This is a genomic window from Bradyrhizobium sp. MI1.11 (assembly GCF_055811255.1).
Genome location: NZ_JBVVPM010000036.1, coordinates 36,078 through 51,585, shown reverse-complemented (window position 1 = coordinate 51,585; position 15,508 = coordinate 36,078). Strand labels below are relative to the sequence as shown.

Annotated in this window: 14 protein-coding genes; 9 read left to right on the top strand and 5 right to left on the bottom strand. The window is 64.9% G+C overall.

Translation table 11 applies throughout. The features are described 5' to 3' along the window. Positions 1-20 precede the first annotated feature (20 nt). From AC0L30_RS29145 to AC0L30_RS29135, 3 genes are all read left to right on the top strand, one after another. Positions 21-1,682, top strand: a complete 1,662-nt coding sequence (locus AC0L30_RS29145) for an electron transfer flavoprotein-ubiquinone oxidoreductase (RefSeq protein WP_219684688.1) — start codon at positions 21-23, stop codon at positions 1,680-1,682. Positions 1,683-2,018: 336 nt separating this feature from the next. Next, entirely contained in the window at positions 2,019-3,821 is a 1,803-nt protein-coding gene (locus AC0L30_RS29140) for a tetratricopeptide repeat protein (RefSeq protein ID WP_219684687.1), read from the top strand. An 86-nt stretch (positions 3,822-3,907) separates the two neighbouring features. Then, on the top strand, positions 3,908-4,792 hold the full coding sequence (locus AC0L30_RS29135; protein ID WP_354127370.1) for a 4-(cytidine 5'-diphospho)-2-C-methyl-D-erythritol kinase: 885 nt from the start codon (positions 3,908-3,910) through the stop codon (positions 4,790-4,792). On the opposite strand, the gene AC0L30_RS29130 is transcribed toward AC0L30_RS29135, so the two are convergent. The 5 genes from AC0L30_RS29130 to AC0L30_RS29110 form a co-directional block, all read right to left on the bottom strand. Next, positions 4,789-5,649, bottom strand: a complete 861-nt coding sequence (locus AC0L30_RS29130) for an alpha/beta fold hydrolase (protein WP_473405787.1) — start codon at positions 5,647-5,649, stop codon at positions 4,789-4,791. The two genes, AC0L30_RS29135 and AC0L30_RS29130, sit on opposite strands and share 4 nt — an antisense overlap. A 7-nt stretch (positions 5,650-5,656) precedes the next feature. Next, positions 5,657-6,289, bottom strand: a complete 633-nt coding sequence (locus tag AC0L30_RS29125; RefSeq protein WP_473405779.1) for a LysE family translocator — start codon at positions 6,287-6,289, stop codon at positions 5,657-5,659. A 60-nt stretch (positions 6,290-6,349) separates the two neighbouring features. Then, positions 6,350-7,606, bottom strand: a complete 1,257-nt coding sequence (fabF, locus tag AC0L30_RS29120; protein ID WP_473405778.1) for a beta-ketoacyl-ACP synthase II — start codon at positions 7,604-7,606, stop codon at positions 6,350-6,352. Between the two features lies 1 nt (position 7,607). Then, on the bottom strand, positions 7,608-8,123 hold the full coding sequence (locus AC0L30_RS29115; RefSeq protein ID WP_007594966.1) for a winged helix-turn-helix transcriptional regulator: 516 nt from the start codon (positions 8,121-8,123) through the stop codon (positions 7,608-7,610). 315 nt (positions 8,124-8,438) lie between these two features. Next, positions 8,439-9,446, bottom strand: coding sequence for a polyprenyl synthetase family protein (locus tag AC0L30_RS29110; protein WP_007594965.1), 1,008 nt, complete (start codon positions 9,444-9,446; stop codon positions 8,439-8,441). A 132-nt stretch (positions 9,447-9,578) separates the two neighbouring features. On the opposite strand from AC0L30_RS29110, the gene AC0L30_RS29105 reads away from it, so the two are divergent. The 6 genes from AC0L30_RS29105 (at position 9,579) to glyS (ending at position 15,254) form a co-directional block, all read left to right on the top strand. Beyond that, on the top strand, positions 9,579-9,806 hold the full coding sequence (locus tag AC0L30_RS29105; RefSeq protein ID WP_007607161.1) for a putative signal transducing protein: 228 nt from the start codon (positions 9,579-9,581) through the stop codon (positions 9,804-9,806). Further along, positions 9,799-10,569, top strand: coding sequence for a tRNA1(Val) (adenine(37)-N6)-methyltransferase (locus AC0L30_RS29100; protein ID WP_473405777.1), 771 nt, complete (start codon positions 9,799-9,801; stop codon positions 10,567-10,569). Before AC0L30_RS29105 ends, AC0L30_RS29100 begins: the two co-directional genes overlap by 8 nt. 211 nt (positions 10,570-10,780) lie before the next feature. Further along, the gene (locus tag AC0L30_RS29095) at positions 10,781-11,689 is read left to right on the top strand and encodes a S49 family peptidase (RefSeq protein WP_219684681.1); all 909 of its coding nucleotides are present in this window, start codon (positions 10,781-10,783) and stop codon (positions 11,687-11,689) included. Positions 11,690-11,805: 116 nt separating this feature from the next. Beyond that, the gene (locus AC0L30_RS29090) at positions 11,806-11,997 is read left to right on the top strand and encodes a hypothetical protein (RefSeq protein ID WP_007607173.1); all 192 of its coding nucleotides are present in this window, start codon (positions 11,806-11,808) and stop codon (positions 11,995-11,997) included. A gap of 210 nt (positions 11,998-12,207) precedes the next feature. Continuing rightward, positions 12,208-13,155 carry a glycine--tRNA ligase subunit alpha gene (locus AC0L30_RS29085; RefSeq protein ID WP_219684680.1) on the top strand — a complete coding sequence of 316 codons (948 nt, stop codon included), beginning with the start codon at positions 12,208-12,210 and terminating at the stop codon, positions 13,153-13,155. Next, positions 13,155-15,254, top strand: a complete 2,100-nt coding sequence (gene glyS, locus AC0L30_RS29080; RefSeq protein WP_473405776.1) for a glycine--tRNA ligase subunit beta — start codon at positions 13,155-13,157, stop codon at positions 15,252-15,254. Before AC0L30_RS29085 ends, glyS begins: the two co-directional genes overlap by 1 nt. The last annotated feature ends 254 nt before the right edge of the window (positions 15,255-15,508 follow it).

Below are 15,508 nucleotides of genomic sequence, written 5' to 3'. Positions count from 1 at the left end.
GTCTCAAGGGCTGAGATCAGATGAGCACCGAAGAACTTCCCCCGCGCGAATCCATGGAATTCGACGTCGTCATCGTCGGCGCCGGCCCCTCGGGCCTGGCTGCAGCGATCCGGCTGAAGCAGATCAATGCCGATCTCAATGTCGTCGTTGTGGAGAAGGGCTCCGAGGTCGGTGCGCATATTCTCTCCGGCGCCGTGATCGACCCGGCCGGGCTCGACAAGCTGATCCCGGACTGGCGCGAGGATTCCGATTGTCCTCTGAAGACCCAGGTGAAGGACGATCGCTTCTACTGGATGACGGGCGGCAGCGCGATCAGGCTGCCTAACTTCATCATGCCGCCGCTGATGGACAATCATCACTGCTATATCGGCTCGCTTGGCAATGTCTGCCGCTGGCTGGCGCGCAAGGCAGAGGCCCTCGGCGTCGAGATCTATCCGGGCTTTGCCGCGGCCGAGGTGCTCTATGACGAGCAGGGCGCGGTGAAGGGCATTGCCACCGGCGACATGGGCATCGGCCGGGACGGCAAGCCGAAGGACTCCTTTACCCGTGGCATGGAATTGCTCGGCAAGTACACGCTGTTCGCGGAAGGCGCGCGCGGCAGCCTGACCAAACAGCTCATCGCGAAGTTCGCGCTGGATACCACGAGCGAGCCGGCGAAATTTGGCATCGGGCTCAAGGAAGTCTGGCAGATCGATCCCGCCAAGCACCAGAAGGGCATGATCCAGCATTCGTTCGGCTGGCCGCTCGATCTGAAGACCGGCGGTGGCTCGTTCCTCTATCACTACGACGACAACCTCGTTGCCGTCGGCTTCGTCGTGCATCTCAACTACGACGACCCGTATCTGTCACCGTTCGACGAGTTTCAGCGTTTCAAGACCCATCCGTCGATCCGCTCCACCTTCGAAGGTGCCAAGCGGCTCGCCTATGGCGCGCGCGCCATCACCGAGGGCGGCTATCAGTCGGTCCCGAAACTCAGCTTCCCCGGCGGCGCCCTGATCGGCTGCGCGGCCGGCTTCGTCAACGTTCCCCGGATCAAGGGCGTGCACAACGCGATGGGCACGGGCATGCTCGCCGCCGAGCACGTTGCGTCCGCCATTGCCGCCGATCGCGCCAATGACGAGATCGTCGATTACGAGAACACCTGGCGCTCCTCCTCGGTCGGCAAGGATTTGTTCCTGGTCCGCAACGTCAAGCCGCTGTGGTCGAAGTTCGGCACAGTGCTCGGCGTTGCGCTCGGCGGCTTCGACATGTGGTGCAACACGCTGTTCGGCGGGTCCCTGTTTGGCACCCAGTCGCACGCGAAGCCCGATCGCGCGACGCTCGATCCGGCCAAGACCCACGCGCCGAGAACCTACCCGAAGCCTGACGGCAAGATTTCCTTCGACAAGCTCTCCTCGGTATTCCTGTCCAATACCAATCATGAGGAGGACCAGCCGGTCCATCTCAAGGTCACGGACATGAACCTCCAGAAGACGTCCGAGCACGACGTGTTTGCAGGTCCCTCGAATCGCTATTGCCCGGCCGGCGTCTATGAGTGGATCGAGGAAGGTTCCGGCCCGCGCTTCCAGATCAATGCCCAAAACTGCGTTCACTGCAAAACCTGCGACGTGAAGGACCCCAACGGCAACATCACCTGGGTTCCCCCCGAGGGCGGCGGCGGTCCGAACTACGAGGCGATGTAGGCGGGGTCCGCAAGCCACGATCCAGGTGACCAAGGCCCAAGGGCGACCAATATTGCGTGACCTTGGCCCTGCGACGCACGTTCGCGTGAGAACCCGGCCGCGGTCGCGGTCCGTGGTCACGATAAGGCCATACTGGCGGCGTCTTGGGGCGCTCTTGACCGGTCACTTGGCCGATTTGGGGCGTGCGGAGGGGATCGCCCGGCCCGAATCCTTGCGGTGAAGCGCCAAAAGCGGCATTGTCGGCCCGACGGTTCCGGGTCCCCATGCCACCGGCCGCGTTCGCATGCGATACGGCCTTCTTCAGACCCAGGCACTACCAACTCAAGGCGAGCCCTGATGTTTTCAAATCGTTTCAACCGCTGGACTGTTGCCGCCATTGCCCTCATGGGCTCAGCGATGGCGACGGTCCCCGGCGCGGTCCTGGCGCAGACGCCGGACCATCCGTCCGACACGGCGGCGCAGTTTCCGACCCGAAACGATCTGAAGGCGCTGACCACCTCCGGCAGCTATCTCGCCGCCCGCCACGCCAGCGTCGAGCGCGACGCGGCCTCCGCCGCCGCGTTCTATCGCTCGGCCCTGCGCACCGATCCCAAGAACAACGAGCTGCTCGACCGCGCCTTCATCTCTTCGGTCGCCGACGGTGACATCGACGAAGCCGTCAAACTCGCCGAGCGCATCCTGACCATCGACAAGACCAACCGCGTTGCGCGCCTCGTCGTCGGCGTGCACGATCTCAAGTTCAAGAAGTACGCGACCGCGCAGACCAACATCAACCAGTCGATCCGCGGTCCGATCACCGATCTCGTCGCCACGCTGCTGTCGGGCTGGGCCGCCTATGGTGCGGGTGATGCCAAGGGCGGCGTCGCCACCATCGACAAGCTGGCCGGTCCGGAATGGTATCCGCTGTTCAAGGATCTCCATGCCGGCATGATCCTCGAGCTCGCCGGCAAGGAGAAAGACGCGGGCGCCCGGTTCGAGCGTGCCTACAAGCTCGACGATTCCATGTTGCGTGTCACCGAGGCCTATGCGCGCTGGCTGTCGCGCAACAAGGACTCGGCCGCCGCGACCACCGTCTACCAGGCTTTCGACAAGAAGCTCGCCCGCCATCCGCTGATCGTAGAAGGGTTGCGCGACACCAAGGCCGGCAAGAAGATGCCGCCGCTGGTCGATAGCGCGCAAGCCGGCGCCGCAGAAGCACTCTACGGCATCGGCGCCACACTGACCCGCCGCGGCGGCGAGGATCTGGCGCTGGTCTACCTCCAGCTCTCGCTCTACCTCCAGCCCACCCATCCCCTGGCGCTGCTCTCGCTCGCCGATCTCTATGAATCGGTGAAGCGGCCGCAGATGGCGATCAAGGTCTATGAGCGGGTGCCGGCGTCCTCGCCGCTCAAACGCAACGCCCAGATTCAGCTCGCCATCGATCTGGATTCCGCCGACCGCACCGACGAGGCGATCAAGATCCTCAAGGGCGTCACCACTGAGGATTCCAAGGATCTCGAAGCCATCATGGCGCTCGGCAACATCGAGCGCGGCCGCAAGAAGTTCGGCGAATGCGGCGCGACCTATTCGCAAGGCGTCGACGTGCTGCCGGCCGGCAACGACAAGGCCAACAGCGTCTGGTATTATTATCGCGGCATCTGCGAGGAGCGCTCCAAGCAGTGGGGCAAGGCCGAAGCCGACATGAAGAAGGCGCTGGAGCTGCAGCCCGACCAGCCCCACGTCCTCAACTATCTCGGCTATTCCTGGATCGACCAGGGCATCAATCTCGACGAAGGCATGAAGATGATCAAGCGGGCGGTCGAGCAGCGCCCGGATGACGGCTACATCGTCGACTCCCTTGGCTGGGCCTATTACCGCATCGGCAATTACGAGGACGCGGTGAAGAACCTCGAGCGCGCCATTGACCTCAAGCCCGAGGATCCCACGATCAACGATCACCTTGGCGACGCCTATTGGCGCGTCGGCCGCACGTTGGAAGCCAAGTTCCAGTGGGCGCACGCCCGCGATCTCAAGCCCGAAGCGGATGAGCTTCCGAAGATCGAGGCCAAGATTGCCAACGGAATGACCGACGACAATTCGAACTCCTCGGCTGCGCAGGCGGAGAAGGAGAAGAAAAAGGACGACGGCAAGGGCGGCTGAGTTGAGCGCATGATCCGGAAAAGTGTGTAGCGGTTTTCCGGCAAGATCATGCGTAGGAAGAACTAAGTTCTGGGGGCGTGTCGTCAATGCCGGCGTTGATTGAAGAAGGGCGCGCGAAGGTCAATCTGAGCCTTCGCGTGGTCGGCCGTCGTGCCGACGGCTATCATGATCTCGAAAGCGTGGTCGCGTTTGCCGACTGCGCCGACCGGCTCACGCTTGAGCCCGGCAGCGAGCTGAAGCTCACCACGACAGGGCCACTCGCGGCGGCCTGCGGCGATATGGCCGACAACCTCGTATTCAAGGCGGCCAAGCTCCTGGCCGAAGCCGTTCCGAACCTGAAGCTGGGCGCCTTTGCGCTCGACAAAGTGCTCCCGGTCGCGGCCGGAATCGGCGGCGGCTCGGCCGACGCGGCTGCGGCGCTGCGGTTGCTGGCGCGTCTCAACAATCTTTCGCTCGACGACCCGCGGCTGCAGAAGGTTGCGCTTGCGACCGGTGCCGACGTGCCGGTGTGTCTGTTCTCGCGCGCCTGCGACATGACCGGTGTCGGCGAACAGCTGCTGCCGCTCGCGTTGCCGAGCATGCCGTGCGTGATGGTCAATCCGCGCGTGCCGGTCGCGACCAAGGACGTGTTCCAGGCGCTGGGCCTGCGCAACGGCGAACTCCTGGTCGGCGCCACCTCCGTCCTCGACGCTCCGGCCTGGCCGGGCGAGGGCGCCTCCATTGCCGATTGGGTCGACACGCTCGAGACCGTCGCCAACGATCTCGAAGCCCCCGCGATGCGCATCGAGCCTGTCATCGGCGACGTGCTGGAAGCCTTGCGTGGCTCCGCCGGCGTCAAGCTTGCCCGCATGTCCGGCTCGGGTGCGACGTGCTTTGCGATCTATGGCGAATCTTCCGAAGCGCATGCCGCCGCCGAGACGATCCGCAGGGATCATTCCGGCTGGTGGGTGCACGCGGGGACGCTGAGCTAGGCCAGCCCGAGAAACTCCCGGATCTCACCTAACACCTCCTGCGGCTTGTCATGTTGCAGCCAGTGTCCGGCCCCGGCGATGGTCTCGACGCGCGCCTGCGGAAAGTAGCGCTCCAGGCCTGCGGCTCTCGCGCCAGCCAGAAAGCTTTCGCCGGCATTCAAGAGCAGCGTCGGACAGGTGATACGGGACCACAGCGCGATGTGATCGTCCGGCCAGAGCCGGTGCGGCGCAGAGGCGCGCTGGTAGGGATCGAACTTCCAGCTATAGGTGCCGTCGTCGTTCTGCCGCGCGCCGTGGGTGGCGAGATGCAGCGCGAGGTCGCGGGACAGCCGCTTGTTGTGAAGCACCATCTGCGCCGCCGCGTCTTCGAGGGTCGAATAACGGCGCGGTGCGCGGTCGTGCAGCTTGTCGAGTTGACCGACCCATTTGCCGATGCGCTCATGCACCGGCGGTTTTGGAGTATCCGGCAACATCGTGACACCGTCGAGCACGACGAGCTTCGAGACCTGTTCGGGGAATGACCCTGTAAAGATCAGGCTGACCATGCCGCCCATGGAATGGCCGATGAGAGTGACTTGAGGTGCCGCGACGACGCGGACGAGCTGGACGAGATCGTACACATACTCGGTCAGCGCATAGCTGCCGCCTTTGGTCCAGTCGGAATCGCCGTGACCGCGCAGGTCGGGTGCGAGCACGTGAAAATGCGGCTGCAGCGACCGGGCGATGACGTCCCAGCTCCGGCAGTGATCGCGGCCGCCATGAACCAGGATGGCGATCGGCGCGCCGTCGTTGCCCCAATCGGCATAATGCAGCCGCAGGCCGTGAGACTCGTAAGTGCGGCTTTGCGGGGCGAGCATGGTGGAGCTATCCATTCACGGGCCGCCGCGCCAGTGCGAGCGACAGGCCGAGCCCTGCAATGAAGACGCCGGAGCCCTGGGTGAGACGTCGCATCAGATGCGGCCTTCCGATCAACTGCGTGCGTGTCGCGGAGGCCATCAGCACCACCACGATGTCGACGAGCGTGTTCAGCGTCACCGAGATCGCACCCAACATGATGAATTGCAGTGTCGGGTTCGATCCCGCGGGGTCAAGGAACTGCGGAATGAAGGCGAGGAAGAAGGCGGCGGTCTTCGGGTTCAGCGCCTCGACCAGCACGCCGTCGCGAACGGCGCGCTTGTCGCCGACGGGCTCGCTGTCGAATGACAGCGTGCGGCCGGCGCTGCGAAAGGTCCTGATGCCGAGCCAGACCAGATAGAGTGCGCCGACAAACTTCACGGCGGCGAACAGCTCGGCGCTGGCAAGAATGACGGCGGAGATGCCGAGGCTGCCTGCGACCACATGAACCAGCCCGCCGAGCGCGGTGCCCACGGTCGATGCAAAACCGCTGGCGCGCCCTTCCGACAAGGTCCGTGCCGCGACGTAGAAAATACCGGGGCCGGGAACGGCGGCGATGAGACAAGCGGCGGCCAGGAACAGCCAGAAATTCGTGTTGATCATCCTGCTTTGGTAGCGATGCTTGCCGCGATTGCAAGGCCCCGTCGTCTACAAGGCTTGCGTTTAGCCCATCCGGCGGAAGATCACGCTGGCATTCACCCCGCCGAATCCGAACCCGTTCGAGATCGCGTGCTGCATCGGCATCGGGCGCGCCACACCGGCGACGATGTCGATGCCGTCAGCGGCGGGATCAGGGTTTTCGAGATTGAGCGTCGGCGGCGCGATCTGGTCGCGCAGGGCGAGCACGGTGAAGACCGCTTCCAGCCCACCCGCGGCGCCGAGCAGATGGCCGGTGGCCGATTTGGTCGCGCTCACGGCGATGCCGCGGTGACGACCGAACAGGGCGGCAATCGCGCCAAGCTCGCTCTCGTCGCCGGCCGGTGTCGACGTCGCATGCGCGTTCAGGTGCTGCAAATCCGCAGGCGCAAGCTTCGCCTGCCGGAGCGCGATCTCCATGGCGCGCCGCGCGCCGTCACCGTCAGGCGGACCCGATGTCATGTGATAGGCGTCCGCGGTCGTACCGTATCCGACAATCTCCGCGATCGGCGTCGCGCCACGCGCCAATGCATGCTCCAGCTCCTCGATCACCAGGATGCCGGCACCTTCGCCCATGACAAAACCGTCGCGGTCGCGATCGAACGGGCGCGAGGCGCGTGCGTCATTGAACCCGCTCGACAGTGCGCGGGCCGCAGCGAAGCCGCCGAGGCTGACGATGTCGATGCAGGCTTCCGCGCCGCCGCAGATCGCCACATCAGCCTCGCCCGCGCGGATCATGCGCGCGGCATCGCCGATCGCCTGAACGCCGGCGGCGCACGCCGTGACCGGTGTGCCCAGCGCTCCCTTGTAGCCGTATTTGATCGAGACGTGCCCCGCAGCGAGATTGGCGAGGAAAGAGGGGATCGTGAACGGCGACAGCCGGCGCGGGCCGCGCAGTTCGGTGATGCGCACCGCCTCCGCCATCGCCGGAAAACCGCCGACGCCGGAGGCGATGATCGTCGCGGTTCGTTCCTGTGCTGCCGCGTCCTGCGGTGTCCAGCCGGCCTGCGCCACAGCTTCTGCAGTGGCGAGCAGCGCGAACAGGATGAAGCGGTCCATCTTGCGCTGGTCTTTCGGCGCGGCGGCCTGCGCGGGATCGAAGCCGCCGTCCGCATCATCGGCCTTGTCGGGCACGAGGCCGGCAATGCGTGCCGGCAGCGCCTGCGACCATTCCGGCAGCGGGCGCAGCCCGCTTTGACCGGCCAGCAGCCGGCGCCACGACAGTTCGACACCGCAGCCAAGCGGCGACACCGCGCCCATTCCCGTCACGACGATACGACGCATGTCAGTCTCCAGCCGGCGCGACGGCCGGGTTCATGGCTTTGAGCGAGGTCAGCCGTTTGCGCATGAGACGGCTGGCGCGGGGACCGGCGATGATGACCGCATTGGTGAGCGTAATCGGCTGCATGTCGGCGGCATCGACCACCACCGGATTGAATGGACGACGATCGCGCCGGTTCGCGAGCAGGATCGCTTCGCCCTTCGGTGCGAGATGCTTGTTGCCCCAGGCGAGCAGGGTCGCGACCACGGGGAAGAAGTCCCGGGCCTTGTCCGTCAGCACATATTCATAGCGCGGCGGCCGTTCATTGTAGCGGCGGCGGACGAACATGCCGCTTTCGGTGAGATGGGCCAACCGCCGCGACAGGATGTTCGGCGCGATCCCGAGGCTTTGCGAAAATTCGTCGAACCTCGTTGCGCCCTGGAACGCATCCCGCAGGATCAAAATGCTCCACCATTCGCCGACCGTCTCCACGGCGCGGCCGACCGGACATTCCTGGATGGAAGGGGATTTGGGCTGCATGAGGCAAAGGTAGGAGAGTGGCTTGCAAAATGCAAGTTACTTGGCGAGCAGTGGCCGATGCGGGTGGAGGGAGCCAAGGCAGCTGCGAAGCTGGAGCTGTCGCTGCGCTCGCAATGACGGTGTTGATGAAGTGGTGAGGCTATCTCAACGATGTCGTCCCGGCGAAGGCCGGGACCCATAGCCACGACTGTTGTTGTGGTGGCACGATGGTGGCCACAGCGCGCTCAGACGACGCTGACCGGGGTAATGGATCCCGGCCTTCGCCGGGACGACACTGAGGGTGTGGCGACCAGCAAGCGCTAAGGATGCGGAGCCCTAATGCGACCGTGCCAGACAGAACGCCACGACCTGCTCCAGCGCGCTCTTCATTGGCGAGGATGGGAACAGCGCCAGCGCGTCCACCGCCATGGCGCCGTAGTGCTGGGCGCGGCTGCGCGTGTCTTCGAGCGCACGATGCTTGTTCATCAGCCCGATGGCGTGGTCGAGGTCGGTGTCGCCGATTTCGCCGCGCTCGAGCGCGCGGATCCAGAAGGCGCGCTCGGTGTCGTTGCCGCGGCGGAAGGCGAGCACGACGGGCAGCGTGATCTTGCCCTCGCGGAAATCGTCGCCGGTATTCTTGCCGAGCTTCGCGCTCTTGCCGCCATAGTCGAGCACGTCGTCGACGAGCTGGAAGGCGATGCCGAGATTCATGCCGACCGAGCGGCAGGCGGTCTGCTCCGCCTTCGGACGATTGGCGATCACGGGGCCGACCTCGCAGGCGGCCGCGAACAGCTCGGCGGTCTTGCCGCGGATCACGGCGAGATATTCGTCCTCGGTGGTCGCGGTGTTCTTGGCGGCGGCAAGCTGCATCACCTCGCCCTCGGCGATGGTGGCGGCGGCCGCGGAGAGAATGTCGAGCGCGCGGAGCGAGCCGACCTCGACCATCATGCGGAAGGCCTGGCCGAGCAGGAAGTCGCCGACCAGCACGCTTGCCTCATTGCCCCAGAGCATGCGCGCCGACAGCTTGCCGCGGCGCATCTCGCTTTCGTCGACGACGTCGTCATGGAGCAGGGTGGCGGTATGCATGAACTCGACGCTGGCGGCGAGCTTGATATGGCCGTCGCCGGTGTAGCCGGCGAGGTTGGCCATGGCCAGCGTCAGCATCGGCCGCAGGCGCTTGCCCCCGGAGGAGATCAAATGGTTGGCGACCTCCGGGATCATGGTCACGTCCGAACCGGTCCGCGACAGGATCGTGGCGTTGACGCGCTCCATGTCACCGGCGACAAGGGCAACCAGCTCTTCGATCGACGCGCCGGGAGTTTCGAAAGGTACGATGACGGCCACGCCGGTCTCCAATATTTGCCCCGGAAGGGCTATTCTGATGGAAAGACAATAGAAACTGGACGGGGATGCGGCAAGGGCCGTGGAACCATTGACATTTGGCGCTTAATCCCCGTCAGGCAGGAGGCTTGTGTTTTGCGAGAACTGGTTCGGACCAACGATATGGTCCTGGTGTCGGCGATCGGCGCGCTGCTCGACGGCGCCAACATCCATCATCTGGTGCTGGACCAGAACATGAGCATCATCGAGGGCTCGCTCGGCATTTTGCCGCGGCGGATCCTGGTCCACGAGGACGACGCCATCGAGGCCCGGCAGCTTCTGACCGAAGCCGGCCTCAGCCACGAACTGCGCGGCGATGAGTGAAGCACTGGCAGACCTCACCGAGGACGCCTTTCTCGGCGGGCAATTGCGGCTGAAGCAGAAGCGGTCCGGCCATCGCGCCGGGCACGATGCCATTCTGCTCGCGGCGGCGACGGAGGCGAGGGCGGGCGACCGTGTCGTCGATCTCGGTGCCGGCATCGGCACGGCCGGGCTTGCGTTGGCTCGGCGCGTTGCCGGGATCAGGCTCGGCCTGGTCGAGATCGATCCCGAGCTGGCGGAGCTTGCGCGCGCCAATGCGGCAGCGAATGCGATTGCCGCCGAGACGATCGTGCTCGACGTCACCGCGGACGCGCAGGCCTTCGCGGCCAGCGGGCTCGCGCCCGACAGCGTCGACGTGGTGCTGACGAACCCGCCCTTCAACGATCCCGCTCGCCATCGCGGCTCGGCCGACCAGGCGCGCCAGATCGCGCATGTGGCGACGGATGAGACGCTGAATGCCTGGGTGCATGCGGCGCGGCGCATCCTCCGCTCGAATGGCGCGCTGACATTGATTTGGCGCGCAGATGGGATCGCGGAGGTTTTGGCGGCGCTGTCTCGCGGCTTCGGCAGTCTTGTGATTCTGCCGGTTCACGGTGAAGCCGGGCGGCCCGCGATCCGCGTGCTGGTGCGCGCGGTCAAGGGCGGGAGGGCCCCGGCACGATTGTTGCCTGGCCTCATGCTCAACGAAGAGTCACGCGTGCCTAAAAAAGAGGTGATGGATATTCTGGAGGGAAGGGCGGTTCTACCCCTGGTGGAACCGTGCTGAGCTATTGCGGAAGCGATTCCGACTGGTGCTCTTGCGGAGTCGTCAGGCGGATCGCCATGAATAGCGCACCGATCAGCAGCATCAGCAGATAGATTTTCATGGTGTTCTCCGCTGGCCCATTGCAGCCTCTCAACGGGGTTTTTGCAAAACACGTTCCGGGCCCTTCCAATGACAGTCGCGTGATAAGAAATGGTTAATCAGAGGTAACGGCATGGCCGAACAATTGAACGATCGTGAGAGTTCCGGCCTGGCCGACAAGCTCATGCAATATCTGCCGGCGCGCTTCCGTCCCGGCACGGCCGTGGTGCCGGTGGTGCGGCTGTCCGGTGTGATCGGCGCGGTGACGCCGCTGCGTCCGGGTATGACGCTCGCGACCGTTTCGCGGGTGCTGGAGCGGGCGTTTTCGACGCGCAACGCCAAGGCGGTGGCGCTGGTGATCAATTCGCCCGGCGGCTCGCCGGTGCAGTCGCGCCAGATCTACCTGCGCATCAAGCAGCTCGCGGCGGAGAAGAAGCTGCCGGTGCTGGTGTTCGTCGAGGACGTCGCGGCCTCCGGCGGCTACATGATCGCCTGCGCCGGCGACGAGATCATCTGCGATCCGTCCTCGATCCTCGGTTCGATCGGCGTGGTCGGCGGCAGTTTTGGTTTCCAGGAGGCGATCAAGCGGCTCGGCATCGAGCGGCGCCTCTACACCGCCGGTGCGCACAAGGCGATGCTCGACCCGTTTCTCCCTGAAAACCCCGACGACGTCGCCAAGCTGAAGGCGCTCCAGCGCGAGATCCACCAGATCTTCATCGCGCTCGTGAAGGAGAGCCGCGGCGCGCGGTTGAAGGGCTCCGACGACACCCTGTTCACGGGCGAATACTGGGCCGGCGAGAGTTCGATCGCGCTGGGGCTCGCCGACAGCATCGGCGATCTCCGCTCAACTCTTCGTGCCCGCTATGGCGAGAAGGTTCTCACCCCCGTGATTGCCCAGCCGACCGGTCTGCTCTCCAGCCTTTTGGGCCGGAAATCGCCCGGCGCGGGGCAGCTTTCGGCCCTGGAATCGATAGCCGGCCTGCCGGACGACCTGATCTCGGCGGTCGAGACGCGCGCGATCTGGGCGAAATTCGGGTTCTAGACGGAGCCCCTCCGCGCCATTTGGTCCCAAGGAGACTTGAGGCTGAGCCAATTGCGGCGCGGCCCGGTCTGCGCAAGAATGCGCGTGGGGGCTGAGCATTGAACAAGGATCGACCGATGCCGCCGTTCGTCGCTTTCGCGGGCGTCTTGGGCGGGCTTGCCGTGGTCCGCTGGGCCTACAAGACCGCCGTCAGGATCAACCAGGAGCTGGAGGAGATGCGCCTCTCACGCGTCGCCGAGGCCGCCCATAGGGGGGCCGTCCAGACGCTGAAGCAGGATCCCGTGACCGGAGCCTATCGGCCGGGCTAGCTGGCGTCTTTCCATACGCCGTCATTCCGGGGCGATGCGAAGCATCGAACTAGGGTGCGCAGTTGCGCACCTGAGAAGCTCGAGATTCCGGGTTCGCCCTTCGGGCGCCCCGGAATGACAGCCCATTTCAACCCCCTTTGCCTTGATTCCCACCCCTGCCGTCGATACGGTCCCGCGCGATTCAACCCCCCGCGAGAGCCCGATCTGACGATGGACGCCTCCTTGCCCGCCCATATGCGCCCGGAACGCTCGTTCCAGGGTTTTATCCTCGCGCTCCAGCGGTTCTGGGCCGAGCAGGGCTGCGTGATCCTGCAACCCTACGACATGGAAATGGGTGCGGGTACCTTCCATCCGGCGACCACGCTGCGCGCACTCGGGCCCAAGCCCTGGAATGCGGCCTATGTGCAGCCCTCGCGGCGTCCCAAGGACGGCCGCTACGGCGAGAATCCGAACCGGATGCAGCACTACTACCAGTTCCAAGTGATCATGAAACCGTCGCCGCCGAACCTTCAGGAGCTGTACCTGAAGTCGCTCGCCGCGATCGGCATCGATTCCGCCATGCACGACATTCGCTTCGTCGAGGACGATTGGGAGAGCCCGACGCTGGGCGCCTGGGGCCTCGGCTGGGAGTGCTGGTGCGACGGCATGGAAGTCAGCCAGTTCACCTATTTCCAGCAGGTCGCGGGTGTCGAATGCGCGCCGGTCGCGGGCGAGCTTACCTACGGGCTCGAGCGGCTCGCGATGTACGTGCAGGGCGTCGATCGCGTCTACGACCTGAACTTCAACGGCCGCGAAGGTGACGCCAAGGTCACCTATGGCGATGTCTTCCTGCAGGCCGAGCGGGAATATTCGAAGCACAATTTCGAAGTGGCCGACACCGCGATGCTGTTCGAGCAGTTCAAGATGGCGGAATCTGCCTGCCGGAAATATCTCGAGGCAGGTTGGCAAAAAAATTCGGAGTCCGGCAAGCGCGAGGCCCATCTGATGTCGCTGCCGGCCTATGACCAATGCATCAAGGCAAGCCATGTGTTCAACCTGCTCGACGCGCGCGGCGTGATCTCGGTGACCGAGCGGCAGAGCTACATTCTTCGCGTGCGCGAATTGGCAAAGGCTTGCGGCGAGGCCTGGATACACACCGAAGCCGGTGGAGCGGCCTGATGCCTGATTTGTTGCTTGAACTGTTCTCCGAAGAAATCCCCGCGCGCATGCAGGCGAAGGCGGCGGAGGACCTGCGCCGCATGGTCACCGACAAGCTCGTCGCCGAAGGCCTCGTCTACGAGGGCGCGAAGGCGTTCGCGACGCCGCGCCGCCTCGCGCTCACCGTGCACGGCATCCCTGCGCGCCAGCCTGACCTGAAGACCGAACGCCGTGGACCGAAGATCGGCGCGGCCGATGCTGCCGTGCAGGGGTTTCTGAAAGCGACGGGTTTGACGTCGCTGGACGAGGCCAAGATCCAGCGCGACCCGAAGGGCGACTTCTACATCGCGCTGATCGAGAAGCCCGGCCGCGACGCGATCGACGTGCTCGCGGAAATCCTTCCCGTGATCATCCGCACTTTCCCCTGGCCGAAATCGATGCGCTGGGGCGCGCGCTCCGGTAAACCGGGCTCGCTGAGCTGGGTGCGTCCGCTGCACGCGATTACCGCGACGTTCGGACCCGAGACCGAAGAGCCCGATGTCGTCAAATTCTCGGTGGATGGCATCGAGGCCGGCCAGACCACTTACGGTCACCGCTTCATGGCTCCTAGCGCGATTTCCGTGCGCCGCTTCGAGGACTACGAAGCGAAGCTGAAGGCTGCCAAGGTCATCCTCGATCCGCAGGCGCGCAAGGACATCATCTTCGCCGACGCCAAGGAGCTGACCTTCGCGCAAGGGTTCGAGCTGGTCGAGGACCAGGTGCTGCTCGACGAGGTTTCGGGCCTCGTCGAATGGCCTGTCGTCATGATGGGATCGTTCGAGCCGGAATATCTGGCGATCCCGGACGAGGTGATCCGCGCCACGATCCGCAACAACCAGAAGTGCTTCGTCGTCAGGGATTCCAAGACGGGCAAGCTGACCAACAAGTTCGTCCTCACCGCCAACATCGAGGCGCCCGACGGCGGCAAGACCATCGTCGCCGGCAACGAGCGCGTGATCCGTCCGCGCTTGTCGGATGCGAAGTTCTTCTACGAGACGGATTTGAAGACGAAGCTCGAGGATCGTCTGCCGAAGTTCGAGCAGATCGTGTTTCACGAGAAGCTCGGCACTCAGGCTGAACGCATCAAGCGGATCGAACGCCTCGCCGCCGAGATCGCGCCGCTTGTCGGTGCCGATGTCGCGAAGGCGACGCGTGCCGCGCATCTGGCCAAGGCCGATCTGCTGACCGAAGTCGTCGGCGAATTCCCCGAGGTGCAGGGCCTAATGGGCAAATACTATGCGCTGGCCCAGGGCGAGGATGCGTCCGTCGCCGCGGCTTGCGAGGAGCACTACAAGCCCCAAGGTCCTGCCGATCGCGTGCCGACCGATCCGGTCAGCGTCGCGGTGGCGCTCGCGGACAAGCTCGACACGCTGGTTGGCTTCTGGGCGATCGACGAAAAGCCGACGGGCAGCAAGGACCCCTATGCGTTGCGTCGCGCGGCGCTAGGTGTGATCAGGCTGATCGCTGAGAACGCACTGCGTCTGTCCATCATGAAGATGGCGGCGTCCGCACTCGCCGGCTTGTCCTTGAAGCCTGCCGATGCGCAGAAGCTTCCGAGCGACCTGCTTGCTTTCTTCGCAGACCGGCTGAAGGTTCAACTCCGCGAGCAGGGCGCGCGGCACGATCTGGTCGATGCCGTGTTCGCGCTCGGCGGCCAGGACGATCTCTTGATGATCGTTCGCCGCGTCGAGGCGCTCGGCAAGTTTCTCGAGACCGACGACGGCAAGAACCTGCTCGCCGGTATCAAGCGCGCCAGCAATATCCTCGGCATCGAGGAGAAGAAGGATAAGCGCACGTTCGACGGCGCGCCCGATGCTGCACTCTACGGCCTCGGCGAGGAGAAGGCGCTGGCCAAGGCGATCGGCGAAGTGAAGGCGGAAGCCAGCGCTGCTGTCGCGAAGGAAGACTTCGCTGCCGCGATGAGTGCGATGGCCAAGCTACGCCCGCCGGTCGATGCGTTCTTCGAGAAAGTTCGCGTCAACGACGAGGATGCGAAGGTGCGCGAAAACCGCCTGAAGCTGCTCAACGAGATCCGCAGCGCCACGCGTGCGGTGGCGGATTTCTCGAAGATCCAGGATTGACCTCGTGCCCCGGACGCGGCGCAGCGCTTCTTAGCGGTGCGCTGCAGAGCGGGGCCCATGCCGCCGCAAAAGATTCTGGGTCCCGGCTCTGCGCCGCAACGCTACGCGCTGCGTCGCGTCCGGGACACGAGAGCACGCACACACGAAGCACAAAAAGCCCCGCCCGGCGGGGGGAGGACCGGGCGGGGCCTGATGTCCGACTCTACTGCTCGCGTCAGCCTGATTGATGTGACGCGCCGGACACCTAGTCGATC

Bases quoted from the DNA above. Each gene is read 5' to 3' on its own strand.
- AC0L30_RS29145 (WP_219684688.1), top strand. From the start codon at position 21: ATGAGCACCGAAGAACTTCCCCCGCGCGAATCCATGGAATTCGACGTC.
- AC0L30_RS29140 (WP_219684687.1), top strand. From the start codon at position 2,019: ATGTTTTCAAATCGTTTCAACCGCTGGACTGTTGCCGCCATTGCCCTC.
- AC0L30_RS29135 (WP_354127370.1), top strand. From the start codon at position 3,908: ATGCCGGCGTTGATTGAAGAAGGGCGCGCGAAGGTCAATCTGAGCCTT.
- AC0L30_RS29130 (WP_473405787.1), bottom strand. From the start codon at position 5,649: ATGCTCGCCCCGCAAAGCCGCACTTACGAGTCTCACGGCCTGCGGCTG.
- AC0L30_RS29125 (WP_473405779.1), bottom strand. From the start codon at position 6,289: ATGATCAACACGAATTTCTGGCTGTTCCTGGCCGCCGCTTGTCTCATC.
- fabF (WP_473405778.1), bottom strand. From the start codon at position 7,606: ATGCGTCGTATCGTCGTGACGGGAATGGGCGCGGTGTCGCCGCTTGGC.
- AC0L30_RS29115 (WP_007594966.1), bottom strand. From the start codon at position 8,123: ATGCAGCCCAAATCCCCTTCCATCCAGGAATGTCCGGTCGGCCGCGCC.
- AC0L30_RS29100 (WP_473405777.1), top strand. From the start codon at position 9,799: ATGAGTGAAGCACTGGCAGACCTCACCGAGGACGCCTTTCTCGGCGGG.
- AC0L30_RS29095 (WP_219684681.1), top strand. From the start codon at position 10,781: ATGGCCGAACAATTGAACGATCGTGAGAGTTCCGGCCTGGCCGACAAG.
- AC0L30_RS29090 (WP_007607173.1), top strand. From the start codon at position 11,806: ATGCCGCCGTTCGTCGCTTTCGCGGGCGTCTTGGGCGGGCTTGCCGTG.
- AC0L30_RS29085 (WP_219684680.1), top strand. From the start codon at position 12,208: ATGGACGCCTCCTTGCCCGCCCATATGCGCCCGGAACGCTCGTTCCAG.
- glyS (WP_473405776.1), top strand. From the start codon at position 13,155: ATGCCTGATTTGTTGCTTGAACTGTTCTCCGAAGAAATCCCCGCGCGC.